This is a genomic window from Deltaproteobacteria bacterium GWC2_65_14, assembly GCA_001797615.1.
Taxonomy (GTDB): Bacteria; Desulfobacterota; Deferrimicrobia; order Deferrimicrobiales; family Deferrimicrobiaceae; genus GWC2-65-14.
In genome coordinates this window covers 25,161-51,166 of sequence record MGPV01000009.1, presented here as the reverse complement: position 1 = coordinate 51,166, position 26,006 = coordinate 25,161, and the positions used below count along the sequence as shown (strand labels likewise).

Below are 26,006 nucleotides of genomic sequence, written 5' to 3'. Positions count from 1 at the left end.
GCGGAGCGCGGAAGCCCGACGCCCTGCCGCTAAGGCCGATGGCGTGATCGCCGAGGCTTAAGGCGGGCGACCCCCTCCTCCGGCGCCATTCTTGACTTGCGCAGGGATTTCCAGTATTCAAGGGATAGAAGTCCCGTCACCCCTGAACCAACCCAATCAGCCTTTCGACTTTCGGCAACCTTCGGACAAACGTCACCCTTCCGAAGAAAGGGACTGGGATGCTTCCCCGCATTCCCGGAACGGTCTCTTTTTCCCTCCATTCATCCGACTTGTGCCAATTCCGCCCGCCCTGACGGACCCGGATATCCATACGAGCGTATCGGGGGCGAAACCGCGGAAGAGGAACCTGGGGAAAGAAGAGGTGACCGATGCCGACCTATATCGGCCTGCTGAAACTGACGGAGCAGGGAAGCAAGGACATCATGAACGCGCCCGACCGCATCGAGGAGGGAATCAAGTTGTATCAGAAGATGGGCGGCAAGGTGCTCGGCGTGTACCTGGTCATGGGGGAATATGACTACGTCACGATCGGGGAATGCCCGAGCGATGAAGTGCAGACGGCTTTTGCGTTGGCGCTCAGTTCGCAGGGGAATGTGAAAACGACGACGCTGAAAGCCTTCACCGCGAAGGAAATCCCTTCCATTCTCAACAAGTTGAAGAAACAGTAGCCAAGGGACGTTGTGATAAAGGGCGGGGCCTCCGGCCCCGTCCGTCCCGATCCGCCCGAAACGTGCATGCCTGCAGGCGAATCCCGTCTACCGTTTCCCCTCCAGGATATCGCCCGCCCAGGTCAGGCCGGCCACCACCGTGGGAAACCCGATCGTCGATGTCAGCAGGATCAGCGCGTGCCGGATCTCCTCCGGAGTGGCGCCGGCCTCCAGGGCCCTTCTCGCATGGCTGTGGACCGATCCTTCGGAGCGGATGGCCGCGGCGGCGGCCAGCTGGATCAACTGCGCCGTCTTTTCGTCGATCGGGCCGGCCTGTTTGACGGAGGTCCCGAGAGCCTCGACGGCTCCGATATACCCGCCGTAGCGCTCCTTGAGATTTCGGTACGCCTTCGGCAGCTTCTTTTCCCTCGTGCCCATCCGGACACCTCCCGTTCGGCGCCGGGGCGCCTTTTCTTCGCGGCGACGGTAGTTCCCTGTCGGCGGAACGGCCGCGGGTTTCTTGAGAATACCTGCGATCCCGCCGACTTCCCATCCATTTCTTGGGAGAAAAAAGGGACAATAGGATCATGAAAGCGGTCCTTCCATCCGGGTTCGGGGGTCCGGAAGTTTTACGGATCGGGGAGTGTCCCGACCCGTCCTTCGGGAAAGGGGATCTGCTCGTACGGGTTCGGGCGGCCGGCCTGAACCGGGCGGATCTGCTGCAGCGCCGCGGAAAGTACCCTCCTCCGGCGGGAGCCTCGGAGATCCTGGGGCTGGAGATCGCGGGAGAAGTGGCCGACGCGGGCAGGGCCGTCGCGGGGGTTTCGCCGGGCGACCGGGTCTGCGCCATCCTTCCGGGCGGCGGTTACGCGGAACTTGCGGCGGTTCCGGCGGATATGGCGATGCCGATTCCCCCGGGCCTCTCGTTCGAGCAGGGAGCGGCGATCCCCGAGGCCTTTCTCACCGCCTACCGGAACCTTTTTCCTCTCGGTCTGTTGCGTCCCGGCGAGACGGTCCTTGTGCACGCGGGGGGAAGCGGTGTGGGAACCGCGGCCATCCAATTGATCCGGGAAGGGGGAGGCAGGTCGCTGGTGACCGCCGGTTCCCCGGAAAAGATCTCCCGGTGCAGGGAACTGGGGGCGGAAGGCGGATGGAACTACCGGGAGGGGCCCTTCGCCCCGTGGGTGGCGTCCCGCACGTCCGGAAAGGGAGTCGACATCGTCCTGGACTGCGTCGGGGCCCCCTACCTGGACCAGAACCTCCGGTCGCTGGCGCGGGGAGGGAGGCTGCTCGTCATCGGCATGATGGGGGGATCCCGCGCGGAAGGGATCGACCTGGCGCGGATCCTGATGAATCACCTGTCGATCAAGGGCTCGACCCTGCGCCACCTGGATCGGGAAGAGAAGGAACGTCTGGTCCGGGAGTTTTCGGCGTTCGCCCTCCCCCGGTTCGCCGACGGAAGGCTCGTTCCCGTCGTCGACTCCGTATTCGACTGGACCGACGCCGCGTCCGCGCACGAACGGATGGAGTCCAACGCGAACGTGGGAAAGATCGTACTCAGTATCCCGGAGAGATAGGCGGAGGAAACAGGAGATGAAACGGAACGGGAGGAGAGGAACATCTACGAGGACTACCGGGCGCTGTTCGGGAAGGATCCGCCGGACCTCGGGGCCGTCGCGATCATGACCGACACCGACAACACCGGCGAGGAGGCGGTCGCCTGGTACGGCGACATCACCCTCGGCCCGCTGCGCTGATCCCGCGGCACGATTCCAAATGGGCGCCCGGGACAGGCTACGCCGCCTTGGAGGGGGGCTTCGCTTCGCCCGCCCTCCGCCCCCTGTTCAATCTTTTTATCTCCGCTCTTCCCCCCTCCTTCGGCTGGCTGCGCCCGTAATGCGCCCCATCGTGAGGGCGCCTGTGACCGGCTTCGCCGGCGACCGGGGACCCGCAGCGATGCGGGGGGGGTCCCCGGTTGCCGGCGCAGCATCCGCAGGAGGGGGGGGCGAGCGGAGATGGAAGTCTTTGCGGACTCCCGGGGGAGATCCGGGGGTGGAGCAGGGTCCCCCTCGGGACGGCGGAGCAAGCCGCCCCCTCCGAGGATGCGGAGCCGGTCCCGGTCGGCCGCGCAACGAGGCGTGCCGAGTGTATCCCTCCGAGGCGGAGGAGCACCCGTTGCACTCGGAGCCGAAGAATCTCCGCTACACGTGGTTTCGGAGCATCAGCTCCGCCGGGTGCGGATCGAGGAAGACCTGCCGGGCGAGATAGTCGACCCGGTACTTCCGGACATAGTGGCGGAAGAGGGTGAGCGGGACGATCAGCGGGATCCGCCGCTCCCGGTACCGCTCCACCACCTCCAGCAGCTCCTCCTTCTCGTCCCGGGTGAGCATCTTCCGGAAATGGCCCACCATGTGGAACAGGACGTCGGAGCATTTCTTCGGGGTCGGCTTCGCGGAGAGCGCCTCCATGAGAAGCCTCCGGTACCGGTCGAACAGCTCGGCGGTCGGCAGCTCCTTCGCGCGGGCGACCAGCCTTCCCATCTCGGTGTAGCCCTTCCTCCCGTGCGACAACAGGAGCAGCTTGTGGTCGGTGTGGAACGCGACGAGCCCTCCCCGGGTCCTGTCGCGCGCCAGGAGGTCCCGGAAGCGCCTGAGGGTGAACACCCTTTCGATGAACATCTCCCGGAGGACCGGGTCCTGGAGGCGCCCCTCCTCCTCGACCGGGATGAGGGGAAAATGCCCCAGGAAGGCCTTCGTGAAGATCCCGGCCCCCGTTCTGGCCGGAATGTCCGATCCCCCGTATACCTTGACGCGGGTCATTCCCGAGCTCGGGGAGTCCTTCTTGCAGATGTAGCCGCAAAGCTCCAGCGGTTCGAGTTCCCGAAGGCGGGCGCGGGCCCACCGGATCATCCGGTCGGTGTGGTCGACCCCCCCCTTCGACGTGACCAGCCGGGGGGAGGAAGGGTCGCCCGTCAGGCGCATCGCCTCTCGAGGGGTCGGCAGCCCGCAGTCGACCTCGGGGCAGACCGGGACCCACTCGACGAACTCCCCGAGCGTATCCACGAGGAAGCCGTCCCGCTTGTGCCCCCCGTCGTACCGGACCGTCTCCCCGAGCAGGCAGGAACTGATCAGGATCCGGATCGGTTCCGTCATTCGCGATCCCGCGGGGGGGTGAGGCCGAGGCGGCGGAGGCACTCCTCCCGGGTGAGTCCCTCCACCCGGACCAGCTTCCTGCGGCCGAGCCCGCCCGCGACGATCCCGAGGCTCCGGCGGGGAATATCGAGCGCCCCGGCCAGGAACCGCTGGAGCGCCTCGTTCGCCCGGTTCTCGACGGGGGGGGCCGTCAACCGGATCCGGACGGCTTCCCCGGAGAAGCCCGCCACCTCCTCCCGAGACGCCCGGGGAAGGACATGGACGGCGACGACGGCGAAAACCCCGCCCCTTTCGCCCTCCCTGCCCCGGGGAGTTCTCACGAAAGGCGCGCCGCCAGATCGAAGAGGGTCCTCACCAGGAAGTACTGGAGGAAGAGGATGACGAGGATCGCCACCATCGGGGAGAAATCGATGCTCCCCGCCATCAGGGGAAATCTCCGCCGCAGGAAAGAGAGGACCGGCTCGGTGATGGAATAGAGGGCCCGGACGATCGGGTTGTAGGGATCCGGGCTCACCCAGGTGAGCACGGCGCGGATGATCAGGATCCACATGTAGGCCGAAAGGGCGATGTCCAGGATCCTGGCCACCGCCATGAGCAGGTTCTTCGCGACGAACATCGTTTGCCTCCTCAGCCGGAAAGTTCGCGGCAGCGCTTCCAGGCGGCATGGACGGCTTCGAGCACCGTCCCCCGGAAGGCGCCGACCTCCAGGGCCGCGAGCCCCGCCGCCGTGGTGCCCCCCGGCGACGTGACCATGTCCTTGAGGGCCCCGGGGTGCGTCCCGGTCGTAAGAACCATCCGGGCCGCCCCCTCCACGGTGGAGGCCGCCAGCAGGACCGCCTCCTCCCGGGGCATTCCCGCGCGGACCGCGCCGTCTGCCAGCGCCTCGATGAAGAGGAAGACGTAGGCGGGGCCCGATCCCGAAAGCGCCGTGACCGCGTCGAGCAGCTCCTCGCGGGGGAACTCCACCGCCGTCCCCACCGAGGCGAAGATCTTCTGCGCCCGCGCCTTCTGCACCTTCGTCACCGCGGGGGAATAAAAGAGCCCCGTGCTGCCCCGCATCACCTGCGCCGGCGTGTTCGGCATCGCCCGAACCACGGCGGCCTTCTCCCCGAGGGCGTCGAGGAAGACCCGGACCGGGATCCCCGCGGCGATCGAGACGAAGAGCCTTCCCCGGGCGTCCGTCGGCGAGAGGGAGCGCAGGAGCCCCGCCACCCCTTGCGGCTTGACCGCGACGACGACCGTCCCGCAGCGCCGGATCAGCCCCGCCGGATCCTTCGCCACAGAGACGCCGAACCGTTCCCGCATCTCCTCGCAGCGCGTTGCGCGCAGGTCCATGACGACCAGCTCCTTCGGGGGGAGCAGCTTGGCCGCCAGGATTCCCCGGATCAACGCCTCCCCCATGTTTCCGGCTCCGATGAACCCGATTCCCTTCATCCCCGCCTCCCCGGGCGGCTCCCGAAGATGGCCGTGCCGATCCGCACCATCGTCGCGCCCTCCTCGACCGCCACCTCGAAATCGTGGGACATCCCCATCGAAAGCTCCCGCATCCCTTTTCCCGCCGTGCTCCGCCCCGCGCAGTCCTCCAGAAGCTTCCGGAGGCGAGCGAACCAGGGGCGGCTCTCCTCCGGGCTCTCGAAGACCGGGGGAATGGCCATCAGCCCCGCAAGCCGCACTCCGGCAAGCGCCTCGGCCGCCTCCACCAGCTCCGGAAGCTCTCCCGGAGAGATCCCCGCCTTGCTCGACTCCTCCGCCAGGTTGACCTCCAGCAGGACCGGCATCCCGGTTCCCGCCTCCACGCACCGCCGGGAGATCTCCGAGAGAAGGCGGGAGGAGTCGACCGTCTGGACCCACGAGAAGAGCGACACCGCCTTCTTCACCTTGTTCCCCTGGAGCTTCCCGACCATGTGCCATTCCAGCCCGGGGTAGGCGCGGATCTTCCCCTCCGCCTCCTGGACGTAGTTCTCCCCGAAGGAGGTCACTCCGGCCGCGGCGGCCTCCCCGATGCGGTCCGGGGGGTGCGTCTTCCCCACCGCGACCAGGCGGATCTCCCTGGCGGAACGCCCGGCCCTGCCGGCGGCCCTCTCGATCCGCTCGCGCACGCGGAGGACCCGGTCCTGCACATTTTCCGGGCGCGTCATCGGCACCCCTCGCGCCGGTACCATTTCGTCCCTTCCCGGGACACGGCGAGCATGCCGGTCCTCTGGAGCATTTCCAGGACGCGCGTCATCGGAAGCCCCACGACGTTCGTGTAGGACCCGGAAATCCTCTCGATCAGCAGGTTTCCTCTCCCCTGCGCCGCGTAGGCCCCCGCCTTGTCGTCGCTCTCCCCCGTCCGGAGGTAGGCCCGGATCTCCTGCCCGGTGAGGGATCGGAAGGCGACCCGCGTCGTCTCGACCGCCTCGTCGGCGTATCCCGTGGACCGCCGGAGGAGGCAGACCGCGGTGTGAACCCTGTGCTCCCTTCCCTGGAGGAGCCGGAGCATCCGGGCTCCGTCCGCCCGGTCCTCCGGCTTGCCCAGCATCCGGTTTCCGACCACGACGACCGTGTCCGCGGCGAGCACGAACGCCTCCGGGTACCGGGAGGCCACCTCCTCTCCCTTCTCCCGCGCGGCCCTCCGGACGAAGTTCCGGAACGGCTCCCCCGCGTGGGACGTTTCCTCGACGCGGGACGGCACCACGCGGAACGGCACGCCGATGACGCGCATCAGCTCCCGCCGCCGGGGAGAGGAAGAGGCCAGGATCAGCCCGGGAGGCGCTCCCTCCGGACTCTCATTATAACGGGATCCCATTTCCTTGACCCTCGCAAAGTTCCTGTGTTACAAGATGAAAAACATGTTCCCCGGGGGGAGGATGAATCTGAAGAGCGTCACGGTCCGGACCGAAAGTCCCCAGCAGATGATCGACATCACCCAGACCACCCGCCTCGTGGTCCGGGAGAGCGGCGTTACGCGGGGTACCTGCACGATCTTCGTCCCCCACACCACGGCGGCGGTCACGATCAACGAGAACACCGATCCGAACGTGAAGCAGGACCTCCTCAACATACTCGAGTCGGTCGTCCCCTCGAAGGGGAAATACCTGCACACCGAGGGAAACGCCCACGCCCACGCGAAGGCCAGCATCGTCGGCTCCTCCGTGTTCGTCTTCGTCGAGTCCGGCCAGCTGGTGCTCGGGACCTGGCAATCGGTCTACCTGTGCGAGTTCGACGGACCGAGAACGCGCAACATCCTCTTCCGGGTCACCTCCGAATGACGGCCCGGTAGCGGGTCCGCAACGCCTCTTTCGGAAGCCCTCCCTCGACGACATCCCAGGGAAGGTATTCGTCCGCCTCCTTCTCCCGGAAGACCACCCAGGAAACGGGCGGGGAGAACCCCCGGTCGGAAAGGCGCAGCCTCCCCGAACCGCTTTTCCGGAGCGCCCCCGCGACCCGGCGGTCGGAGAGCCCGAGGTATCCCTGGAGCACGGCGGACCGGGGCGGCTCGGCGGAGACCCGGAGATTGGCCACCGGACGGACGGCGGACGCGATCGCCTCGTGCCTGGCGGACAGCTCCTCCTGCCGCGCCATCGGCGCCCACTGGAGCGGGGTGAAGGGCTTGGGGACGAACGGGGACAGGACGGCGGTCACCGTTCCCATCCTTCCGATCGCCCGCCCCTCCTCGAGAACCGTCTCCCGGAAGCGTTTCAGGAATCGGATTGTCCCCTCCACCTCCTCCTCCCGCTCCGCGCCGGGAACCCCGGTCAGAAAATAGAGCTTGAAGGAGACGATCCCCGCCCGGGCGAGGACGCGCGCCGCGGAAAGGAACCGGTCGTCGTCGACCCGCTTGCCGATCCTGCGCCGCCGTTCCTGGCTTCCGCACTCCGGAGCCAGGGCGACGGTCCGGTGGCCGCTTCGCCCGAGGATTTCGGCGATCTCCTCGTCCACCAGCTCCGCCCGGACCGAGGCGGGCGACACGGCGCCTCCCCGGGCGAGGATCTCGCGGGCGATCTCGCGGAACGGGGCCCAGTCGAGCACCGCGGCCCCGACGAAGCCGATCGTCCTGCGGTGCGGCCAGGCCGCGTCGACCGCGGCGCGGAACCGGTCCGGGGGAACTTCCCGGAAGCCGGGACAGGCGTGGGACGCCGCGCAGAACCCGCACATCTGCGGACAACCGCGGGAGGTCTCCACCAGCGCCATCCGTCCCAGCTCGGCCTCTTCGGAGAGCACCACCGGAAGCTGAGGATACTCCGCCGGGGAAAGGGTTTCCCGCCGGACGCGGGGAGGGAACCCCGGCCGGGGACGAAGGGCGCAAAGGCGCCGCACGCCGGGCGGGTCCCCCTCCCGCGGAGCGGAGTACTCGGGAAGGTAGCCGCCGGGGACATACACGCCGGGGATCGCGGACAGCTCCCGCAGGTACCCCGGTTCGACGGGGCGGGGCGTCCCCAGGTCGAGCACCGCGTCGAGCGCCCGCTCCCCGTCGCCGACCACTACCGCGTCCGCCAGCGTCCCGGCCGGCTCCGGGGAGAGGGAGGCGGCGAATCCCCCCATGAGGACCAGCGGGACCGCACGGCTTCGCGGAAACCCGGCTTCCGCCCCGGAACTTCTCTCCTCCCGGAAGGGGGACACGCCCCCCGAGGCGAGGATGGGAGGAAGGTGGAGCAGGTCGTTCTCGAAGGAAAGGGAAACGGCAACGATGTCGAACTCGGAAAGGGGGCGGCCGCTCTCCACCGTGACGACGGGGGCCGGTTTTCCGGCACTTCCCCGGTGGGACGGACGGGCTCCCTCCCCCGGAACGGAGAGGAAGGCGCGCTCGCAGAGGGCGTCCGGCCGCGCGTTGACCCGGGCGTGGACGGTGAGGAAGCCCAGGTTCGACATCCCCGTCTCGTACCGGTTCGGGTAGACCAGGGCGACCCGAAGCTTCCCCCCCCACTCCTTGCGGACCGCCCCGACTTCGCGGGACAGGATTGACTCCCGCCGCCGGGGACGCCGCGCCATCTACTCGGATCGGCGGCGGAGGAAGGTCGGGATCTCGAACTCCTCCGGCTTCTCCTCCTCGGGTTCCTTGTCGATCAGCGGAAGATGTTCGACCCTCTCCGGTTCCCGCGCCTGCGCGGCCCGGAGGAAGGTCGGCTTCTCCAGGTCTTCCCTCCCGATGAGCTTGATGGTGCGTCGCGGCGCCTTCCAGATCGTCTCGGTCACCCCCGACTCGAAGCCGGTGGCGATGACGGTCACCTTCAGCTCGTCGCCCATCGTCTCGTCGATGACGGTGCCGAAGATGATGTTCGCCTCCTCGTCCGCTTCCTCCTGGACGAGGCTCGCCGCCTCGTTGATCTCGCTCAGGCAGAGGGAAGGCCCCGCCGTGATGTTGATGAGGACCCCGCGAGCGCCCCGGATGGAGACATCCTCCAGGAGCGGGCTGGAGATCGCCTTTTCCGCGGCCGCCACCGCCCGGTTCTGCCCGGAGGCGGACCCGGTCCCCATCAGCGCCACCCCGGAGGCGGACATGATCGTCTTCACGTCCGCGAAGTCGAGGTTGATGTAGCCGGGGTTCGTCACCAGCTCGGAGATCCCGCGGACCGCCTGGTAGAGCACCTCGTCCACCTTCCGGAACGCCTCCACGAAGCGCATCTCCTTCCCCGCGATCAGGAGCAGCTTCTCGTTGGGGACCACGATGAGGGTGTCCACGATGGATCGAAGCTCCTTCAGCCCCTTCTCCGCCTGGCGGCGCCTCGTCGCCCCCTCGAAGGAGAAGGGACGGGTGACCACCGCGACGGTCAGGGCGCCGACCTCCCGGGCCACCTCCGCCAGGACGGGAGCGCCGCCGGTCCCGGTACCGCCCCCGAGCCCGGCCGTCAGAAATACCATGTCGGCGCCGAAGAGCGCCTCCCGCAGCACCTCGCTGTCCTCCAGGGCGGCCTGTCGCCCGATGTCGGGATTGGCGCCGGCGCCGAGCCCCTTGGTCAGCTTCGCGCCGAGCTGGATCTTCAGCGGCGCGAGGTTCTTCGAGAGGGCCTGGGCGTCCGTGTTCGCGGCGATGAACTCCACCCCTTTCAGCCCCTCCTCGATCATCGTGTTGATCGCGTTTCCTCCCCCGCCTCCCATGCCGAACACCTTGATGACCGCGTTGCACCGGTTCTCCTCGACAATCGTGAACATGCCGTCCTCCTTATCCCTTCCGGATGGTTAGAAATACTCCGTCATCAGCCGCTTCAGGTGGCCGAGGAACCCCTCCTCCGCCTCCTCCGCTCCCCTCCGCCCCCCGCTCCCGGCCAGTCTCGCCCCGTAGAGGAGAAGCCCCACCCCCGTGGCGAGATCGGGGGTGCCCACCAGCTCCACCATCCCCCCGACCCCGATCGGGGCTCCCCGGCGGACCGGGAGATGGAAGACCCGCTCCCCGAGCTCGGAGAGCCCGTCCAGGCGGGAACTTCCTCCGGTCAGGACGATCCCTGCCCCCAGCATCTCCTCGCACCCCGAACGGAGGATCTCCTTCCGGAGCAGGGTGAAGATTTCCTCCGCGCGCGGCTCGATGATCTCGGCCAGGTACTGGCGGCGGATCGGCCGCGGCTGGCGCCCCCCGACCCCCGGGAGCTCCACGAGGTCGTCCCGCCGGACCTTCTGGATCGCGGCGCACCCCGAGGCGATCTTCAGCTTTTCCGCGTCCGCCGCCGGGATCCGAAGGCCCACCGCCACGTCGGAGGTGATGTTCGATCCGCCCAGCGGCAGCACGAAGGTGTGCCGGAGCGCCCCGTCGTAGAAAATCGCCATGTCGACCGTCCCGCTTCCGAAGTCGAGCAGGGCGACCCCGACCTCCCGCTCCTCCGGCGTCAGCACGGCCTCCGCGGAGGCGAGCGGGCACAGCACGATGTCGACCACCTCCAGCTCCGCCTTCTCCACGCACCGGGCCAGGTTCCTCGTGCTCGGGAGGTCGTCGGTCACGACATGGACCCGGGCATCGAGGCGGATCCCGCTCATCCCGCGGGGGTCCTTGATCCCCCCGACGTCGTCCACGATGAACTCCTGGTTCAGCACGTGCAGGACCTCCCGGTCCTTCGGCAGCTCCACCTCCTTGGCCAGCTCGAGCACCCGCGCGATGTCGGTCTCGGAGACCTCCCGCTCGTTTTTCACCGACACCGCGGCGTGGCTGTTGAAGGACTTGATCAGCGGACCGGAAACCCCCACCAGGACGGAGGTCAGCGAGATCCCGGTCATCTTCTCCGCCTCGGCCACGCTCTGCTCGATCGACTTCACCGTGGCGTCCACGTTCACGACGGATCCCTTGCGCATCCCCTCCGTCGGGCAGGTCCCCACGCCGAGGATCTCGACCCCTTCGGGCCCCTTCCTCCCGACCACCGTCGCCACCTTGCTCGAGCCGACATCCAGCCCGACGATCACCGGCCCCAGGTCCGTTTCCATTCACTCCCCCGACCGCACGAAGATGCGGCCCGCTGTTCTCAGGTCCACGGTCCCCCGCGACTGACCGAGGCGGGCGAGCTTCGGAAGCGCCTCCTCGATCCGGCGCATCGCCTCCTCCCACTCCATCGTCCCGATCTTCAGCTGGAGCCCGTCGTCCCGCCTCACCAGGGTGTAGCCTTCCGTCGCGTCGTAGTGGACCTCGGAGATGTTCCGCCGGAGGCTCCCGGCCTCCGCCCGCTTCAGCAGGCCGACCGATTTCCTCAGGTTCTGCAGCGTGACCGTGTCCCTGCCCAGGAGGTCCTTCCGGGAGAACCCCGTCAGGATGGGAAAGTCCTTCGCGTCGTATGCCGTCAGCCGCTTGAACACGTGCCCCCGGTCGTCCACGTAGTAGAGGGAGTCCAGGTTGATCATCGCGACCGGAATCCGCTCGACGATCCGCACGACGAGCCGGTCCGGGAAGGCCTTCCGGACGGACACCTCCCGCACGAAGGGGTGGCTCCCCAGCCGGCGGCCGATCTCCTCCTTGGAGAGCGACCAGATGTTCCCGTTCGCCGCCCCGCCGAGCATGCCGACCACCTCGTCCCGCGTCACGTGGACGCACTCGTTCATGTCCACGACCCGGACGGAGAAGATCCGGGAGTGGCCGAGCCAGGAGTAGACCGCCGCTCCCGCCGCCCCGACGAAGACGACCACCAGAAGCGCCACAGCCACGGGAAGCGACCGCCGGAGGCGGTCCATCCCCCGGGACGTCTCCTTCTCCCCTTTCTTCTTCCTGCGCGCGGCATGCCTCCGCCGGTGCTTCCCGAGCGACTTCTTGTGATAGGCCTTGTACTCGATCATCTACTTGTACAGCCCCGCATCGTCCAGGATCTCCTCGACGAGATCCTCGAAGGAGAGCCCGTCGAACCGGGCTGCCTTCGGGAGGAGACTCGTCTCGGTCATCCCGGGAATCGTGTTCGCCTCCAGGAAGAAGAGGTTTCCCGCCGGGTCGACCCGGTAGTCCAGCCGGGCCGCCCCGCGCAGCTGCAGCGCGGCCGCCGCTTTCCGGGTGAACTCCGCCGCGCGCAGGAGGAGGTCCCGGTGCATCGGCACCGGGATCACGTACTCGGTCTGCCCCGCCGTGTACTTGGATCGGTAGTCGTAGAAACCGGTGCCGGACTTCGGAACGATCTCGATCGCGGGGAGGACCCTGCCGTTGAGGATCCCCACCGTGATCTCCCTTCCCGGCACAAAGGCCTCGGCCAGCACCCGCGGGTCGAACTTCCGTGCCCCCGCGTACGCCGCGCCCCACTCCTCCGGGCTCCGCACGACGCTCACCCCGACCGTCGATCCCTCCCGGTCCGGCTTGACGACCAGCGGGTAGCCGATCCCCGGAGGGGGGGGCGGGTCGTCCCCCTCCTCCTCGAAGAGGACGTCCTGCGCGCAGGGGACCCCCGCCGACGCGGCCACCCGTTTCGCCAGCACCTTGCTCATGGAGACGGCCGACGCGGCGACGCCCGACCCGGTGTACGGCAGGCGGGCGAGCTCCAGGGCCCCCTGGATGCAGCCGTCCTCTCCGAACCGGCCGTGCAGCGCGAGGAACGCCGCCGCGACCCCCGAGTCGCGCACGGCCGAGAGCCAGTCGCCCTGCACGTCGATCTCCTTCACCTCGTATCCCTTCCGGCGCAGGGCGGCGACCGCCGCGGCGCCCGTGCGGAGCGACACCTCCCGCTCGGAGGACTCCCCCCCGAGAAAGACCCCTACGCGCTTCCCACGGAACCGTCCCTTCTCAGCCATCCCGCTTCCCCCAGATCCGCACCTCCGGGACGAGTGCGACGCCTGCGTTGGCATGGACCGCCTCCCGGCACCGCTCCATGAGCCGCAGCGCGTCGCCCGAGCTCCCCCGCCCCCGGTTGATCATGAAATTGGCATGCTTCTCCGAGATCGAGAGGTCCCCTTCGCGGGCCCCCTTCATCCCCGCCCTCTCGAGCAGGCGCCCCGCCCCCTCCTTCCCTCCCGGGTTCCGGAAGATGGACCCGAAGGTGCGCTCCCCCCAGGGCTGCGCGGCGCGCCGCTTCTCGTTCAGTTCCTTCATCCGGGTGAACACCCGGTCCGTCGGCGCCGGCTCCATCCGGAATCCGGCCCGGACGACGATTCCCCGGAGGGGGAATCCGGATTCCCGATAGGAGAACCGGATCTCCCGTGCGGCGACGCGGTGCAGCCCCCCCTCGAAGGAGACGATCTCGGCCCACTCGAGGATCTGGGCGATCGACCGCCCGTAGGCCCCGGCGTTCATCGTCAGCCCCCCCCCGACCGTCCCGGGGATCCCGGCGAGCTCCTCCGCGCCGGAGAGGCCGGAGAGCGCGCACAGGACGGCGAGCCGCGGGAGCATCGTCCCCGCCTCGGCGACGACCGAGGCGCCCCCGGAAAAGAGGACCTTCCCCATGTGCCGCTTCAGGCAGAGCACGGTTCCCCGGACCCCCTCGTCCGACACCAGCAGGTTGCTTCCCGCCCCGAGCGCCAGCGGCTCCGCGCCGGACTCCCGCAGCGGCTCCAGGACCGCCTGGACCTCCCGCGAAGACTGGGGGAACATCATCCGGTCGGCGGCCCCGCCGATCCCGACCGTCGTGAACTCCCGCATCCTGGCGCCGAAGACCTCTTCGACCGTTCCCATCGCGCCTCCCGTACGGAACCCGCCCGCCTTTCCCCTAACCGGATAGAACGCGTTCTCCGACTTTCCAGACATCGCCGGCCCCCATGGTCAGAAAGATATCGCCGGGCTGCAGCCGGGAGGCGACGGCTTCCGCCGCCTCCCCGGCCTGCCCGGCGTAGATCACCGCCTTGTGCCCGTGCTCCCGGATCGCGTCCCCGAGGCGCTCCCCCGTGGCGTCGGGAATCGGCTCCTCCCCCGCGGGGTAGACCTCGAACAGGACCAGGAGGTCCGCCTCGTGGAACGCGGAGAGGAAATCGCGGAAGAGCGCCTGCGTCCGGGAGAACCGGTGGGGCTGGAATCCCGCCACGATCCTCCTCCCCGGCCAGACCGATCGCGCGGCGGCCAGCGTGGCGCGGACCTCCGCGGGGTGATGCGCGTAGTCGTCCACCACCGTCACCCCCCCCCGCTCCCCCTTCACCTGGAATCTCCGCAGGACCCCCTGGTAGTCGGCCAGTCCCTCCTGGATCTTTCCGAACGGGATCCCCAGCTCGGAGGCGACCGCGACCGCCGCGAGGGCGTTGCTCATGTTGTGGAGGCCCGGGGCCCGGACCTCGATCTCCCCGAGCCGCTCCCCCCTGCGCTGGACGAGGAAGCGGCTGCTCATCCCGTCCGGAACCGGCTCCTCCGCCCGGTAATCGGCCTGCGCGGAGAACCCGTAGGTGACGAAGGTTTTCGTGACCGACGGGAGGAGTTCCTGGACATTCGGATGGTCGATGCAGAGGACCGCGAACCCGTAGAAGGGAACCCGGTTGATGAAGTGGAGGAAGGTCTCCTTGATCTGCCCGATCCCGGAATAGTAGTCGAGGTGCTCGGGGTCGATGTTCGTCACGACGGCCACGGTCGGGGAGAGCCGGAGGAACGATCCGTCGCTCTCGTCCGCCTCCGCCACGAGGAAATCGCCGGAGCCGAGCTTCGCGTTCGACCCCAGGCTGTTCAGCTTCCCCCCCACCACCGCCGTGGGGTCCCATCCGGCCGCGGCCAGCACCGTCGCCACCATCGAGGTCGTGGTCGTCTTCCCGTGGGTCCCGGCGATCGCGATCCCGTACTTCATCCGCATCAGCTCCGCCAGCATCTCCGCCCGCTGGATCACGGGGATCTTCCGCCGCCGCGCCTCCTCCACCTCCGGGTTCCCCGGCCGGACCGCGGAGGACACCACCACGACATGCCCGTCGTCCGGGACATGGCCGGCCGCGTGCCCGATCCGGATCGTTGCTCCCAGGCTCTCCAGCCGCGCCGTCGTATCGGAGCGGCGCAGGTCCGAGCCGGAGACGAGATACCCGAGGTTCAGCAGCAGCTCGGCGATGCCGCTCATCCCGATCCCGCCGATCCCGACGAAGTGGATCCCGAGCCCCTTCCTATACACGTCCCACCGCCTCCCTCCCCAGCTCGGCCAGGGCCGACCGGAGGATCGCATTCGCAGCCCCGGGGCGGGCGAACCGGGCAGCCTGCTCGCCGGCGCTCCGGAGCCTATCCGGATGCTTCGCCCAGGCGGCCAGCGCCTCCATCACCCGATCGGGGGAAGCCTCTTCCTGCCGCATCCAGACCCCGCCCCCCGACGCGCAGAACTCCTCCGCGTTTTTCTCCTGGTGCCGGTCCGCCGCGAACGGGTAGGGGATCAGGAGGCAGGGCCTGCCGAACAGCGCCGCCTCCGCGACGGAGAGCGCCCCCGCGCGCATCAGGACCGCGTGGCAGCGGGGGAAGATCTCGCCGATCCGTTCCGTGAAGGGGAACGGTTCCACGGGAAGATCCTCCTCTCGCACCGTCCTCTCCGTCCCGTCGAACCCCGAGGCCCCCGTCTGGAGAAGGAACCGCATCTCCCCCCCTTCCCGCTTCACCGTCCGCGCCAGCGCGATCACGAGCTCGTTGATCGCTCTCGCCCCCTGGGACCCCCCGAGGGCGAACAGGGTGAAGGGGCCGCCCGGGAAGCGGCCGCCGCACGTCGAGGCGGCCTCGACGATCTCCCGGCGGACCGGGTTCCCGGTCACGACGGCCTTCCCCGCGGGGAACCGGGCCGCCGATCCCTCGAACCCGGCGTACACCCGCCTCGCCAGCCGTCCGAGCGCCCGGTTCGACCGGCCGGGGACCGCGTTCTGCTCCTGGAGGAACAGAGGGACCCCCGCACCGAAGGCGGCCAGGGAGACCGGCACGGAGGCGTACCCCCCGACCCCGAAGACGAAGTCCGGCCGGCGGCGGCGCAGCACCGACACCGCCGCGCCCAGCCCCCCGATCATCCTCGCCGCCCCGCGCAGCCCTCCGGCTCCTTTCCCCCGGATCTGCCCGGCGGGAACGAAATCGATCTCGAACCCCCGGGCCGGGACCGCCTTCGCCTCCAGCCCCCCCTCCGTCCCGACGAAGGAGACGACGCCGCCGGGACAGAGGGAGAGGAAGGCCTCAGCCAATGCGATCCCCGGGAACACGTGACCGCCGGTCCCGCCGCCTGCGAGGATCATCCTCAGCGACAACCGCTTCCGCTCCTTTCATCGAAATGTTCGTCAGGACCCCGATCACGGCCAGGTGGAGAACCAGGGAGCTCCCCCCGTAGCTCAGGAAGGGGAGCACCATCCCCTTCGGGGGAAGCATCTTCAGCCCCACCATCATGTTCGTCAGCGCCTGGACGCCGATCGTGGTCGACAGCCCCATCGCGAGATATTTCCCGAACGGATCCCGGGCCCGCCGGGCGATCCGGAACCCCACCCAGACCAGCGTGACGAAGCAGGCCCCCACCGCGACCACTCCCGCGAACCCGAGCTCCTCCCCGATCACCGAGAAGATGTAGTCGGTGTGCATCTCGGGCAGGTAAAAGAGCTTCTGCTTCCCCGCGCCGATCCCGGTGCCGAGGAGCCCCCCGTTCGAGAAGGCGATGAGCGACTGGACCACCTGGTATCCCGAGGTCTGCGCCTGGGAGAAGGGGTCGAGAAAGGCGGCCAGCCGGGCCATCCGGTAGGGCTTGGCGGCGATCGCCAGAGCGACCCCGATCGCCCCCGCCGCACCGACGCCCGCCAGAAGCTTCCACGGGAACCCCGCGATGAACAGGACCGCCAGGAAGGAGACGGCGATCACGACCGCCATCCCGAAATCCGGCTCCTTGAGAATCAGCGCCACGGGGATCCCCATCACCCCGAGCATCGGCAGGAAGACGCGCCATCCCTCCCGGGGGTTCTCCCCCTTCCGGTCGATCGCGTAGGCCGCGTAGGCGATCAGCGCGAACTTCGCGAGCTCGGAGGGCTGGAAGGTGAAGGCCCGGGCGTTGATCCAGCGGGAGGCCCCGTTCGCCACATGCCGGATTCCCGGGACGAACACCAGGACGAGGAGGACGAAGGTGACCCCCAGGATCGGCCAGATCCGCCGGCGGTAGAGGTCGTAGTCGATCCGGGAGAGGAACAGGGCGAGGGAGCCCCCCATCACGAGGAAGAGGATCTGCCGCTTGAAGTAGTGGGCCGCGTCGTAACCGAGCTTCGCGTTGGCGCCGGCGGTGACCGAGGAGGCGCTGTACACCATCACCGCGCCAAGGCCGGCCAGAATGGCGGTGCACAGCGTCAGGACCAGGTTCTCGTGCCGCCTCCCGAGGTTCATTCCGGAAGCCCCCTCACCGCCTCGCGGAACGCCTCGCCGCGCTCCTCGAAGTCGCGGAACATGTCGAAGCTCGAGCAGGCCGGCGACAGGATCACGACGTCCCCCGCCCGGGCCCGCGCGGCGGCCTCCCGCACCGCCTCCTCCATGGAGGCGGCCCCGTGGACCGGCACGGCCCCGGCGATCTCCCGCTCCATCCTCGCCCGCGCCTCGCCGATCAGGATCGCCGCTCTCGCCTTGCGGGCCAGCGGCTCCCGGAGGGGGCGGAAATCGACCCCCTTGTCCTTCCCCCCCGCGATGAGCACGACCGGCTCCGCAAACCCCTCGAGGCACTTGAGCACCGCTCCCACGTTCGTCCCCTTGGAATCGTTCACGTAGGAAACCTCCCGCACCTTCCGGACGAACTCCACACGGTGGGGCAGGCCGGGAAAGGCCTCCAGGCTCTCCCGCACGGCGTCGGGAGGGACCCCCATGGAGCGGGCGGCCGCTACCGCCGCCAGGGCGTTCTCCAGGTTCTGCAGCCCCCGGATCCTCAACAGGGAGCGGGGATACCGCTCCTCGACGGTCCCGTCTCGGAAGAGGATCTCCTCCCCGCTTACGAAGGCGCCCCGATCGAGGGGCCGGGAGAGGGACACCAGGAGCTTTTCCGCGCGCACCTGCGCGGCGCGAGCCGAGACTTCCGGGTCGTCCCCGTTCAGGACGGCGATGTCTCCTGACCCCTGGTTCCGGAAGATCTCCATCTTCGCCCCGGCGTAGGAGGCGAAATCCGGATAGCGGTCCCGGTGGTCCTCGGTGAGGTTCAGCAGGACCGCCACCTTCGGGCGGAAACTCTCGATCGACTCCAGCTGGAAGCTCGACGCCTCGACGACAGCCCAGTCCATCTCCTCCCCGGCCGCCGCGACGAAGGGGACACCCAGGTTCCCCCCGACGAAGACGCGGGGGAAGGCGCGCGCCGCCATCTCTCCCAGGAGGGTGGTTACCGTGGACTTCCCGTTCGTTCCGGTGACGGCGGCCACCTTCCCGCGGAAGAGGCGGTACCCCAGCTCCAGCTCCCCCCAGACCGGTGCCCCGGCCCGGCGGAGGGCCTCCAGCGGAAGCTTGTCCCGGGGGACCCCCGGAGACAGGACGACCAGATCGGCCCCCTGCGCGGCCTTCCCGGACATCCTTCCGTGGAGGAAGGCGACCTGGGGGGGGATAGCCTGCCGGAGAGTCTTCTCCACCGCCTCCTTCGGCCGCTCGTCCAGGAGGGTGACGTGCGCCCCCTCCCCGTACAGCCGCAGCGCGGACAAGAATCCCGACCGGCCCGCCCCCACCACGAAGACATGTCTTTCCCGGAACGATTCCATCTCACCGGATCTTCAGCGTGCTGATCGCCAGCAGCGCGAGGATGATGGAGATGATCCAGAACCGGACGATGATCTTCGGCTCCGCCCACCCCTTGAGCTCGAAATGGTGGTGGACCGGGGCCATCCGGAAGATCCGCTTCCGGGTGGTCTTGTAGGAGAAGACCTGGAAGATCACCGAGAGCGCCTCGATCACGAAGACTCCCCCGACCAGCAGGAGCAGGATCTCGTGCTTCACCATCACCGCCACGACTCCCAGCGCCGCCCCGATGGAGAGGGAGCCGGTGTCCCCCATGAAGACCTGGGCGGGGTAGGTGTTGTACCAGAGGAAGCCGATGCCGGCCCCGGCCATCGCGCCGCAGAAGATGGTGAGCTCCCCCGCCCCCGGAACATAGAGGATCTGGAGGTAGTTCGCGATCTTGACGTGGCCGGTGAGGTAGGCGAAGAGCATGTAGGTGCCCGCGGCGACGATCGAAGGGCCGATCGCCAGCCCGTCCAGCCCGTCGGTCAGGTTCACGGCGTTCGAGGCCCCCACGATCACGAGGATGATGAAGGGGATGTAAAAGACCCCCAGACTCGGATTGAGCCGCTTGAAGAAGGGGATCCCCACCCGGTCGTTGATCCCGATGTCCATGTAGATGAGAACGGCCGCCACCCCCGCCAGGAGGATCTGGAGGAGGAACTTCCACCGTGCGCTCAAGCCCTTCGAATCCTTCCGGATCACCTTCTTGTAGTCGTCGAGAAAGCCGACGGCGCCGAATCCGACGGTCACGAACACCGCGATCCAGATGTAGGAGTTCGTGAGGTTCGCCCAGAGCAGCGTCGGGATGACGACCGCCAGGACGATCAGCAGACCCCCCATGGTGGGGGTCCCTTCCTTGGTCAGGTGACTCTCGGGACCGTCCCGGCGGATCGCCTGGCCGATCTGGTGGGAGCCGAGCTCCCGGATCAGCCAGGGGCCGAGGATGAAGCACAGGAGGAGCGCCGTGATCGAGGCGTAGATCGTGCGGAACGTGATGTAGCGGAACACGTTGAAGAAGGAGTAGTCCACGTGCAGCGGATAGAGGAGATGGTACAGCATGCCGTTATGCCCGCTCCTGTCGGATCTGTTCCGCGATCTCGTCGAGCTTCATCCCGCGGGAGGCCTTGACCAGGACGAGGTCCCCCTCGCGGACCGCTTCCGACACCGCGGCGCGCAGCAGCGCCCGGTCGGCCTCGTGCCTCACCCGGCCCGGGTCCATCCCCCCCTCGAGCGCTCCGCGCGCGATCGACTCCCCGCCTTCCCCATGGGTGATCAGCAGGTCCACCTCCGCCGCCGCGAGCAGGTGGCCGATCCGGAAGTGGGAGGCGGGAGAGCTCTCCCCCAGTTCCAGCATGGTCCCCAGCACCGCGACGACCCGTCGCGACCGGCGCAGCGCCCGGAGGCTCCGGATCGCCGCCTCCATGGAGGCGGGATTCGCGTTGTAGGAATCGTCGAGCAGCAGCCCCCCGCCCCGCAGCGGACGCGCCTGGAAACGGCCGCGCTCCGGCGCGACCGACGCGAAGCCGTTCTCCATCTCCGGGGGGCGCATCCCGAGCGTGTAGGCGGCCGCCGAGGCGGCCAGCGCGTTCGTCAGGTTGTGCTCCCCCGTCACCGGGATCTCCGAGCGGAACTCCCCGGAAGGGGTCCGCACGGCGATCCGCATCCCGCTGTCGTCCAGGGACAGGATCCGGCCGGAGAATTCGCTGAGGGCGACCCCGTAGTAGACCTTCGCCGCCTTGCTGCGTCCCGCCTCCCGGACCACCCGCAGGTCGGCCGCGTTCACGACCGCGGTGCCGGATTCCCCCAGGGCGCGGTAGAGGTCTCCCTTCTCCCGCGCGACCCCCTCCAGGGTCCGAAGCCCCTCGAGGTGGGCCGGGCCGATGTTCGTGACGATCCCGACGTCGGGCTCCGCTACCTCCGAGAGCCTCCCGATCTCCCCCGGCCGGTTCGTCCCCATCTCCATCACGGCGACCTCGTGCTCCGCGGACAGGGTCAGCAGGGCGAGCGGCATCCCGATCAGGTTGTTCCGGTTACCGGGGTTGCGCAGGACCCTCTTCCCGCGAGACAGGAGCGCGGCCAGCATCTCCTTGGTCGAGGTCTTCCCGGAGCTTCCGGTGATCCCCACGAGCGGGATCTCCCGGTAGCGCATCCGGTGGGCCTTCGCGAGATCCCCGAGCGCCTCCACCGGATTCCGGACGACGAACACCGGCTTCTCCGCGAGCAGGGAGGGAGGGATCTTTCCCGCCCCCTCCTCCGGGACGACCGCCGCGAGCGCCCCCTTTCCGAAGGCCTCCTCCACGAAATCCGTTCCGTCCACCCGGCTCCCGGGAATCGCGACGAACAGCGAGCCGCGTTCGACCTCGCGGCTGTCGGTCGTGACCGGGCCGATGGGGGTGCGGGGAGGAAAGGGCCCGCTCCCGCGGAGGGGATGGAGGATCCCGATCACCTCCTCGAGGGTGATCCTACCCGCCACTGGCCAGGACCGCCCTGACGGCCTCCCGGTCGTCGAACGGCAGGCATCGGTCCCCGATGATCTGGACATGTTCGTGTCCTTTCCCGGCGATCACGACCGTGTCCCCCGGACGCGCGATGTCCAGGGCGCGTCGGATCGCCGATTTCCTGTCCGGAATGATCTCGTACGTTCCCCTGTCCCCCGGGCCGCCGCCGCCCGCCGGGACGAACCCTTCCGCGGCGACCCCCGGAACGATCTCCCCGATGATCGCCTCCGGATCCTCGTCCCTCGGGTTGTCCGAGGTGACGATGACCACGTCCGACCGGCGGGCCGCCGCCCGCCCCATTTCCGGCCGTTTCGTCCGGTCCCGGTTCCCCCCGCACCCGAAGACGGCGATCAGGCGGTCCGCGGAAATCTCCCGAAGGCCGGCCAGCACCTGGTCGAGCCCGTCGGGGGTGTGGGCGTAATCCACGAAGATGTGGATCCCGCGCCCGTTCGGGATCCCCTCCACCCTGCCGGGAACTCCCGGGAGCCGCTTTACCCCTTCCGCGACCGCCTCCCCGCGGATGCCGAGCAGGATCGCCCCGCAGACGGCGGCCATGACGTTCGAGACGTTGTGCGGTCCGATCAGGTTCGACTCGAGCGCGAGGGAGCCGCCCGGGGTGGCGAGGGTCATCCGCGTGCCCTCCCGGGTCATTTCGACCGACTCCGGGCGGACCGCCCACTCTTCCGAGATCCCGTAGGTGAGCGCTTGCGGGAACTCCCGCGCCAGGCGTCTCCCGTAGGCATCCCCCGCGTTCACCGCCATCCGGGCGCCCTTCCCCCCGGCGGGGAGGAACTCCCGGAAGAAACGCGCCTTGGCCAGGAAATAGGATTCCATGTCCCCGTGGAAATCGAGGTGGTCGTGGGAGAGGTTCGTGAACAGTCCCGCGTCGAAGCGCACCCCCTCGATCCGGCCCTGCACCGTGCTGTGGGAGGAAACCTCCATCGCGACGTGGGTCGCCCCCTTCGCCAGTCCCTCGGCCATCACCTCCTGGAGCTCGTGGGGGAAGGGGGTCGTCAGCCCCGTGCGCAGCGCCCGGCCGTTCAGCCGGTAGTCGATCGACCCGATGACGACCGCCCGGAACCCCGCCGCCGCGAGGATCGACTCGAGCAGATAGGTGACGGTGGTCTTCCCGTTCGTCCCGGTGACCCCGACCACCGCGAGCTTCGAGGAAGGATCTCCGTGGAAGGCGGCCGCGACGGCCGGAAGCGCGGAGGCGGTGGAGGGTACGCGCACGCAGGGAAGGAGCGGGGAGGCCGCTTCCTTCTCCACCAGGGCGGCGGCGGCCCCGGACCGGGCCGCGGCCGCGAGGAAGTCGTGCCCGTCCGTCCGGGCGCCGCGCAGGGCGACGAACAGGTCCCCCCGCCGGACGGTCCGGGAGTCGACGGAGATGCCGCCGATCGCGAGGTCTCCCAGCACGCCGTCGAGCTGCGCGATCCCCCGGACGATCTCTCCGAGCCGCTTCCCCACGCTCAATCCCCTCCGAACTGCACGGTGCATTCCGAGCCGGGGACCAGGACCTCCCCCGGCCGGGGCGACTGGCTCCTCGCCACCCCCGATCCCTCCATCCGAAGCCTCACCGAGTAGCGCCCCATGACGTCGACCACCCGGCCCATGCTCAGCCCCCGGAGGTCCGGCATGACCAGCGCCGCGTCCGCCGTCCTCGTCGACACGGGGGTCCTCCGCGCCGACGGAGCCTCCTGCGCCGCCCTCTCCGTCGTGTCCGCCTTCGCGACGGTCCCGTGGACCGTCTCCGTGGGGGTGATCCCCAGGTAGTAGGCGGTCTTCACCGCGATCTGGTTGAAGGCGGGCGCCGCGACCACGCCGCCGTACACCTCGCCCTTCGGCTCGTCGATCACCACCAGGATCAGGAGCTCGGGGTCCTGCAGCGGGAGAAACCCGATGAACGAGGAGATCCGCTTGGTCGGGGAATACTTTCCCGTCCCCACCTCGACCTTCTGCGCCGTCCCGGTCTTCCCTCCCACGAGGAACCCCTTGATCCGGGCCTGCGCTCCCGTGCCGTCCTCCTGGACCACCTTCCCGAGGATCTCGCGCATCTGCGCAGAAGTCTTCGGGGAAACGGTCCGCCGCAGCTCGCGGGGCTCCCCTCGGTACACGACCTTCCCCTCCGGGTCGAGGATCTCGCGAACGAGGTACGGCTTCATCATCCTCCCCCCGTTGACCACGGAGGCCATGGCGGAGGCCAGCTGCAGCGGGGTCACGGCGATCCCCTGCCCGAAGGAGACGGTCGCATTCCGGATCCGGGTGAACCCCTCTTCCGGGGGAACCAGCCCCGGAACCTCTCCCTTGAGCTCGATTCCCGTCCTCGTGCCGAACCCGAACGCCCGGATCATGCCGTAGAACCGGCCCGAGTCCATCCGTTCGGCGATCTTGACCACCCCGATGTTGCTCGAGAACTTGAGCACCTCGGGCACAGTGAGCAGGCCGTGGCGATGGGTGTCGTGGATCACCCTCCCGGCGACCCGATAGGCCCCGTTTTCACAGTGGATCCGGTCCCGCACGTCGACCGCCCCCAGCTCGAGGGCGGAGGCCAGCGTGAAGACCTTGAAGGTGGACCCCGGCTCCATCACGTCGGTGATCGCCCGGTTCTTCCGGGTTTCCGGCGGCGATCCCGAGATCGCGTTCGGATTGAAGGAGGGGACCGTGGCCATCGCCAGGATCTCCCCCGTCCGGGGGGACAGGACCAGGGCCGTTCCTCCCTTCGCGCCGTACCGCTTCACCGTCCCGAGGAGCTCGCTCTGCACCACGTGCTGGATGTTCCGGTCGATCGTGAGGGAAACGGAGTTCCCCGCCGAGTTCGTCTCGACCTGGGTGTCCGCCGGAACGATGATCCTCCCGAGGGCGTCCCGTTCGCAGACGAGGAACCCCCGCTCCCCCCGCAGGGAGTTGTCCAGCGCCAGCTCCACCCCCTCGATGCCGACGCTGTCGACATCCGTGAATCCGAGCAGGGAGGCCGCGAGCTCCCGGTTCGGGTAGAAGCGGCGGGGCTCCTCCACCGTCCCGATGCCGGTGTCTCCGCCCTTCACCCCGAGCGCCTCCCGCACCTTCACGACGGCCTCGTCGGCCACCGAGGTCGGGATCTGGCGGCTCACCCACACGAAGCTCTTGTCCGAGGCGAGAAGCTTCCGGAGCTCGGCGGGTGGGCGGGAGAGCCGTCGGGAGAGGACCTCGGCGGCTCTCCCGGGGGAGGAGAGTTTTGCGGGCTGGACAAAGATCGACTTCGTGGGGAGGCTGACCGCCAGTTCGTTCCCCGTGCGGTCGAGGATCGCCCCGCGCTTCGGAAACAGCGGGATCTTCACGCCGTATTGCTGGGCGCCCCGATCCCGGATACCGCGCATTCCCAGCACCTGGATATGGAACGCCCGGAGGACGATCAGCAGGTAGACGACCGCCAGCCCGCCGAGGATGATCCGGGCGCGGCCGTTCATCTCACCCGGAGGATCCTCTCGGTTTTCGGGTCCACCATCCCCAGCCGGTTCCGGGCGATATCCTCGATCCTGGCGGGGCTCCGAAGCGTGAGTTGCTCGGTCTTCAGCAGCATCCGCTCCTGCTCCAGCCCCCTTCGCTCCTCGACCGCGCGGGAGGTCGTGTACCCGATCCGGTAGTACCGGCCGGACATCCAGACGTTGAACAGGGCGACCGCCAGAAACAGGACGCCGAGCACCAGAAAGATCCCCCGGCGTGGAACCGACGGGAAGACGGGGGGCTCGCGGCGGATCTCTGTGATCATCCCCCCCCCGCCTCCGACCAGGATTCGACTCATGTGCGCTCCTCCTCTCCGATTCTCCGGGCCGCCCGAAGCTTCGCGCTCGCGGCCCGTGGATTCCGTCCGATCTCCTCCTCCCCGGGGACGACCGGCTTCCGGGTCGACACGGCCAGCGGGGCCGCGCTTCCCGTCGACATCGTCCGGAAGGTCCTCTTCACCAGGCGGTCCTCCAGCGAATGAAAACTGATCACCGCCACCCTCCCTCCCGGCGCCAGGCACGGCACGAACCGGTCGAGGAACAGCGACAGCGACTCCAGTTCGTGGTTCACCGCGATCCGCAGCGCCTGGAACACCCGCGTGGCGGGGTGGATCTTCCTCGGCCACGCCTTCCTCGGCACTACCGAGAGGACCAGTTCCGCCAGCTGGGAGGTCCTCTCCAGCGGCTCCCTGCGTCGGCGGGCCACGATCGCCCGGGCGATCCGGCGGGAGAAGCGCTCCTCCCCGAACCGGAAAAAGATCTCCGCGAGCTCCTTCTCCCCCGCCCGGCGGAGGATCTCCCGGGCATCCGCCCCGCGGCTCCCCGGGTCCCGGCGCATGTCGAGCGGGCCGTCCCCCCGGAAGGAGAACCCCCGCGACGGGTCGTCCAGCTGCTGGGAGGAGATCCCCAGGTCGAGCAGAATCCCGTCGAACCTCTTTCCTCCCGCCTCCTCCACCAGCCGCCCGAGGTCGGAAAAATCGGCCTGCACCGGACGGACCCAGGGGAAATCCCGGAGACGGTCCGCGGCCATCCGCAGCATCGCGGGGTCGGCATCCGCGCAGACCACGCGTCCGGCGGGCCCCACCCTCGCGGCGATCTCCGCCGCATGCCCGCCGGCCCCGACCGTCCCGTCCAGAAAGGTCTCCCCGGGAGCGGGGGCCAGCCATTCCAAAGTCTCCTGTAAAAGAACGGGCACGTGGCCGTCCGCCACG

General features: G+C 69.0%; 26 protein-coding genes. 3 read left to right on the top strand and 23 right to left on the bottom strand.

The window, feature by feature from the left end:
- The first annotated feature begins 368 nt into the window (after positions 1-368).
- The gene (locus A2X88_00375; protein OGP35565.1) at positions 369-668 is read left to right on the top strand and encodes a hypothetical protein; all 300 of its coding nucleotides are present in this window, start codon (positions 369-371) and stop codon (positions 666-668) included.
- A gap of 87 nt (positions 669-755) precedes the next feature.
- On the opposite strand, the gene A2X88_00370 is transcribed toward A2X88_00375, so the two are convergent.
- The gene (locus tag A2X88_00370) at positions 756-1,085 is read right to left on the bottom strand and encodes an alkylhydroperoxidase (GenBank protein ID OGP35564.1); all 330 of its coding nucleotides are present in this window, start codon (positions 1,083-1,085) and stop codon (positions 756-758) included.
- A gap of 149 nt (positions 1,086-1,234) precedes the next feature.
- On the opposite strand from A2X88_00370, the gene A2X88_00365 reads away from it, so the two are divergent.
- Positions 1,235-2,224: an NADPH:quinone oxidoreductase gene (locus A2X88_00365; protein ID OGP35563.1), complete on the top strand. Its 990-nt coding sequence runs from the start codon at positions 1,235-1,237 to the stop codon at positions 2,222-2,224.
- A 624-nt stretch (positions 2,225-2,848) separates the two neighbouring features.
- Here A2X88_00365 and A2X88_00360 read toward each other — a convergent pair.
- Genes A2X88_00360 through A2X88_00335 form a run of 6 tightly spaced genes read right to left on the bottom strand, consistent with a single transcriptional unit; the run spans position 2,849 to position 6,587 of the window.
- The gene (locus tag A2X88_00360) at positions 2,849-3,799 is read right to left on the bottom strand and encodes a hypothetical protein (protein ID OGP35562.1); all 951 of its coding nucleotides are present in this window, start codon (positions 3,797-3,799) and stop codon (positions 2,849-2,851) included.
- The gene (locus A2X88_00355) at positions 3,796-4,119 is read right to left on the bottom strand and encodes a hypothetical protein (protein OGP35561.1); all 324 of its coding nucleotides are present in this window, start codon (positions 4,117-4,119) and stop codon (positions 3,796-3,798) included. Before A2X88_00355 ends, A2X88_00360 begins: the two co-directional genes overlap by 4 nt.
- On the bottom strand, positions 4,116-4,415 hold the full coding sequence (locus tag A2X88_00350) for a hypothetical protein (GenBank protein ID OGP35560.1): 300 nt from the start codon (positions 4,413-4,415) through the stop codon (positions 4,116-4,118). Before A2X88_00350 ends, A2X88_00355 begins: the two co-directional genes overlap by 4 nt.
- 11 nt (positions 4,416-4,426) lie before the next feature.
- Entirely contained in the window at positions 4,427-5,233 is an 807-nt protein-coding gene (locus A2X88_00345) for a pyrroline-5-carboxylate reductase (protein ID OGP35559.1), read from the bottom strand.
- The gene (locus A2X88_00340; GenBank protein OGP35558.1) at positions 5,230-5,937 is read right to left on the bottom strand and encodes a YggS family pyridoxal phosphate enzyme; all 708 of its coding nucleotides are present in this window, start codon (positions 5,935-5,937) and stop codon (positions 5,230-5,232) included. The genes A2X88_00345 and A2X88_00340 overlap by 4 nt, the downstream gene beginning before the upstream one ends.
- Positions 5,934-6,587 (bottom strand): septum formation protein Maf, encoded by a 654-nt coding sequence (locus A2X88_00335; protein ID OGP35557.1) that lies wholly within the window; start codon positions 6,585-6,587, stop codon positions 5,934-5,936. Before A2X88_00335 ends, A2X88_00340 begins: the two co-directional genes overlap by 4 nt.
- A gap of 61 nt (positions 6,588-6,648) precedes the next feature.
- On the opposite strand from A2X88_00335, the gene A2X88_00330 reads away from it, so the two are divergent.
- Entirely contained in the window at positions 6,649-7,050 is a 402-nt protein-coding gene (locus A2X88_00330) for a hypothetical protein (protein ID OGP35572.1), read from the top strand.
- On the opposite strand, the gene A2X88_00325 is transcribed toward A2X88_00330, so the two are convergent.
- From A2X88_00325 to A2X88_00250, 16 genes are read right to left on the bottom strand one after another with little or no spacing between them, the layout of a single operon-like run.
- On the bottom strand, positions 7,037-8,770 hold the full coding sequence (locus tag A2X88_00325) for a hypothetical protein (protein OGP35556.1): 1,734 nt from the start codon (positions 8,768-8,770) through the stop codon (positions 7,037-7,039). The two genes, A2X88_00330 and A2X88_00325, sit on opposite strands and share 14 nt — an antisense overlap.
- Positions 8,771-9,931, bottom strand: a complete 1,161-nt coding sequence (locus A2X88_00320; GenBank protein ID OGP35555.1) for a cell division protein FtsZ — start codon at positions 9,929-9,931, stop codon at positions 8,771-8,773.
- Positions 9,932-9,958: 27 nt separating this feature from the next.
- Entirely contained in the window at positions 9,959-11,188 is a 1,230-nt protein-coding gene (locus A2X88_00315; GenBank protein ID OGP35554.1) for a cell division protein FtsA, read from the bottom strand.
- The gene (locus A2X88_00310) at positions 11,189-12,028 is read right to left on the bottom strand and encodes a hypothetical protein (GenBank protein OGP35553.1); all 840 of its coding nucleotides are present in this window, start codon (positions 12,026-12,028) and stop codon (positions 11,189-11,191) included.
- Complete coding sequence (locus A2X88_00305) at positions 12,029-12,964, bottom strand: hypothetical protein (GenBank protein OGP35552.1); 936 nt, start codon at positions 12,962-12,964, stop codon at positions 12,029-12,031.
- Positions 12,957-13,841 (bottom strand): UDP-N-acetylenolpyruvoylglucosamine reductase, encoded by an 885-nt coding sequence (locus A2X88_00300; protein OGP35551.1) that lies wholly within the window; start codon positions 13,839-13,841, stop codon positions 12,957-12,959. Before A2X88_00300 ends, A2X88_00305 begins: the two co-directional genes overlap by 8 nt.
- A gap of 34 nt (positions 13,842-13,875) precedes the next feature.
- Positions 13,876-15,243 carry a UDP-N-acetylmuramate--L-alanine ligase gene (locus tag A2X88_00295; protein OGP35550.1) on the bottom strand — a complete coding sequence of 456 codons (1,368 nt, stop codon included), beginning with the start codon at positions 15,241-15,243 and terminating at the stop codon, positions 13,876-13,878.
- Positions 15,236-16,330 carry a hypothetical protein gene (locus A2X88_00290; protein ID OGP35549.1) on the bottom strand — a complete coding sequence of 365 codons (1,095 nt, stop codon included), beginning with the start codon at positions 16,328-16,330 and terminating at the stop codon, positions 15,236-15,238. The genes A2X88_00295 and A2X88_00290 overlap by 8 nt, the downstream gene beginning before the upstream one ends.
- Positions 16,272-17,453, bottom strand: a complete 1,182-nt coding sequence (locus A2X88_00285; GenBank protein OGP35548.1) for a cell division protein FtsW — start codon at positions 17,451-17,453, stop codon at positions 16,272-16,274. The genes A2X88_00290 and A2X88_00285 overlap by 59 nt, the downstream gene beginning before the upstream one ends.
- Positions 17,450-18,796 (bottom strand): UDP-N-acetylmuramoylalanine--D-glutamate ligase, encoded by a 1,347-nt coding sequence (locus tag A2X88_00280; GenBank protein OGP35547.1) that lies wholly within the window; start codon positions 18,794-18,796, stop codon positions 17,450-17,452. The genes A2X88_00285 and A2X88_00280 overlap by 4 nt, the downstream gene beginning before the upstream one ends.
- 1 nt (position 18,797) lies before the next feature.
- Positions 18,798-19,874: a phospho-N-acetylmuramoyl-pentapeptide-transferase gene (locus A2X88_00275; protein ID OGP35546.1), complete on the bottom strand. Its 1,077-nt coding sequence runs from the start codon at positions 19,872-19,874 to the stop codon at positions 18,798-18,800.
- 4 nt (positions 19,875-19,878) lie between these two features.
- A complete protein-coding gene (locus A2X88_00270; GenBank protein OGP35571.1) occupies positions 19,879-21,276 on the bottom strand; it encodes a hypothetical protein in 1,398 nt (465 codons plus the stop codon).
- A gap of 1 nt (position 21,277) precedes the next feature.
- On the bottom strand, positions 21,278-22,810 hold the full coding sequence (locus A2X88_00265; protein OGP35545.1) for a UDP-N-acetylmuramoyl-L-alanyl-D-glutamate--2,6-diaminopimelate ligase: 1,533 nt from the start codon (positions 22,808-22,810) through the stop codon (positions 21,278-21,280).
- A complete protein-coding gene (locus tag A2X88_00260) occupies positions 22,783-24,759 on the bottom strand; it encodes a hypothetical protein (GenBank protein OGP35544.1) in 1,977 nt (658 codons plus the stop codon). The genes A2X88_00265 and A2X88_00260 overlap by 28 nt, the downstream gene beginning before the upstream one ends.
- Positions 24,756-25,094, bottom strand: coding sequence for a hypothetical protein (locus A2X88_00255; GenBank protein ID OGP35543.1), 339 nt, complete (start codon positions 25,092-25,094; stop codon positions 24,756-24,758). The genes A2X88_00260 and A2X88_00255 overlap by 4 nt, the downstream gene beginning before the upstream one ends.
- On the bottom strand, positions 25,091-26,005 hold the full coding sequence (locus A2X88_00250) for a 16S rRNA (cytosine(1402)-N(4))-methyltransferase (GenBank protein OGP35542.1): 915 nt from the start codon (positions 26,003-26,005) through the stop codon (positions 25,091-25,093). The genes A2X88_00255 and A2X88_00250 overlap by 4 nt, the downstream gene beginning before the upstream one ends.
- Position 26,006: the final 1 nt, after the last annotated feature.